Annotated in this window: 1 protein-coding gene; it reads right to left on the reverse strand. The window is 66.2% G+C overall.

The genetic code is table 11. The features are described from left to right. Positions 1 to 135: 135 nt before the first annotated feature. Complete coding sequence (locus tag FVW20_RS12520; RefSeq protein WP_196609878.1) at positions 136 to 2,340, reverse strand: type I secretion system permease/ATPase; 2,205 nt, start codon at positions 2,338 to 2,340, stop codon at positions 136 to 138. Positions 2,341 to 2,471 lie beyond the last annotated feature (131 nt).

Here is a 2,471-nt window from a genome sequence, read left to right on the forward strand (position 1 = left end):
CGGCATGCCCGGCGGCGTGGACAGCGGCGCACCGGGCAGTGCGCCGGATGAAGTGCCGGGGGTGTTCGCGGGCTCCTGTCCGCCCGTTGTGGTCTTGTCGTATTCCATGATCGTGCTCCGCTGGTGCGCCGCGCATCAGCCCTGTTGCGGTGGGTGCGGTGGTCTGGATGCCGGGGCGGGCGCGCCCGAAAAACGCGCGGGCCCCGCCGCGCGCACCTGATCGCCGCGCAACGCGGCAAGAACGGCCTGCTTGGGACCGTCGGCCACCACCCGGCCATGGTCGAGCACGATCAGCCGGTCCACCAGGTCCAGCATGCTCACCCGGTGGGTGACCAGGATCAGCGTCTTTTTATCCAGTATTTCCGCAAGGCGTCGCTTCAGCGCCATTTCCGAAGAATTGTCCATGTTGCTGGACGGTTCGTCCAGTATGAGAACATCGGGGTCGTGCAGCAGCGAACGGGCCAGGGCCACGGCCTGGCGCTGCCCGCCTGAAAGGGCCATGCCCCGCTCGCCCACCGGCATGCCGAAGCCCGCCGGGTGCCCACGCACGAAATCGACCACCCCGGCGATGGTGGCGGCGCGCAGGATCATCCTGTCATCGGCGTTGGGCACGCCGATGGCGATGTTGTCGCGCACCGATCCGTAGAACAGGTAGTTGTCCTGGGCAAGGTACCCAACGCGCGAGCGCAGGTCGGCCATGTCCATCTGCCGGATGTCCACCCCGCCGAAGCGCACCGCGCCGTCACGCGGCTGGTACAGCCCGATGGCCAGGCGCCCCAGGGTGGACTTTCCCGACCCCATGCGCCCGATGATGCCCACCCGCTCGCCGGGGCGGATGGTGGTGTTGACGTTCTCCAGCGCCAGCCGTTCCGAGCCGGGGTAGGCGAAGGACACGCTTTCGAAAACCATGGAATGCTCCAGCGGGCCGAAATCGACATAGGGTCTGTCATCGGGTCGTTCGGTGGGCAGGTTCATGAGCATGTCCAGCGACTTCAGGGCCATGCGCGACTGCTGCAGCCGCGCCAGCATGGCCGCCACCTGGCTCAGCGGGGCCATGGCGCGCGAGGCCAGCATGTTGCAGGCGATCAGTCCGCCCATGGTCAGCAGGCCGTCGGAAATGCGGTACACGCCCCAGATGATCACCGTCACGCTGACCAGTTGGGTGAACAGGATGGACATGGTCACCGAGATGTTGGCCAGCCCCTTGGACTGGGCATTGGACGAGGCGCTCATGCCCACCACCTTTTCCCAGGCGTGCTGCATGCGGCCTTCGGCCAGCGACGATTTTACCGTTTCCAGCCCGTTGATGATCTCCACCAGCAGGGCGTTCTTCTGCATGCCTTCCTTGAAGCCCGCCTCGGCCACCCGCTGGAACGGCAACTGGAGCAGCATGCCGATGCCCACAACCAGGGGCACCGCCAGCATGGGCACCACGCCGATGGGCCCGCCGATGAAGCACACGATGAGCACGAACAGCACCAGGAAAGGCAGATCCACCAGCGCCAGCAGCGTGGTGGAACCAAAGAATTCGCGCAGCGATTCGAACTCGCGCAGGTTGTTGGCCAGCGACCCCGTGGAGTCGGGCTTGGCGTCCAGGCGCAGGGTCATCAACTGGTTCATCAGGCGGCTGGCCAGCACGATGTCGGCGTTGCGGCCCGCCACGTCCACGAAGTAGCTGCGCAGGTTGCGCAGCAGAAAGTCGAACACGTAGGCGATGCCTATGCCGATGGCCAGCACCCACAACGTTTCCGTGGCGCTGTTGGGCACCACGCGGTCATACACGTTCATGAAGAACAGCGGGCTGACGATGGTCAGCAGGTTCACCACCACGCTGGCGAACAGCACATGCTTGTAGATGGGCAGGAAGTGCAGCAGCGTGTCCCAGAACCAGCGTTTGGCCTTCAGCAGCTTTATCTCGCTGGCCCGGCGGTCCAGCTTGCCTTCCAGCCGGGCGAACATGGCGTAGCCGGTGTATTCCTTGGTCAGTTCGTCCACGGGCACGGTGCGCGGCTCCATGCCCGTTTCCGGAAACAGCACCTCGGCCTTGTCGCCGTTCAGGCCCAGCAGCACGCAGGCCTTTTCCTGCCGCATCAGCAGGATGCACGGCAGGGTCAGTGCTGAGATGCGGTCCAGCGTGGGACGGTACACCACGCTGGAGGCCATGCCCGCCGTACGTGCGGCGCGGATACAGGCCGAAGGATGCACCGGCCCGTCGGACATGGGCAGACCGGCGATGAGAAACCGCGTGGACACGGGCTTGCCGTGCAGGCGGAACAGAAAGGCCATGCATTCGATGAGCGGCGGGGTGTAGTCCACGTCCGCCGGGTCCAGCCCGCGCATGTCGGGAATGCCGCCTTGCGGCACCGGGGGTTCCAGCGCGGCGTCCAGTTGCGGACCTTCCAGCGCGGCGGCAGCGGCAGCCGCCGCATCACGCGGGATGGAAGAAGGCGGGGGGGGCGGCACGGGGCGAA

Origin of the sequence: Nitratidesulfovibrio oxamicus, from assembly GCF_015731765.1 — a bacterium.
GTDB lineage: Bacteria > Desulfobacterota > Desulfovibrionia > Desulfovibrionales > Desulfovibrionaceae > Cupidesulfovibrio > Cupidesulfovibrio oxamicus.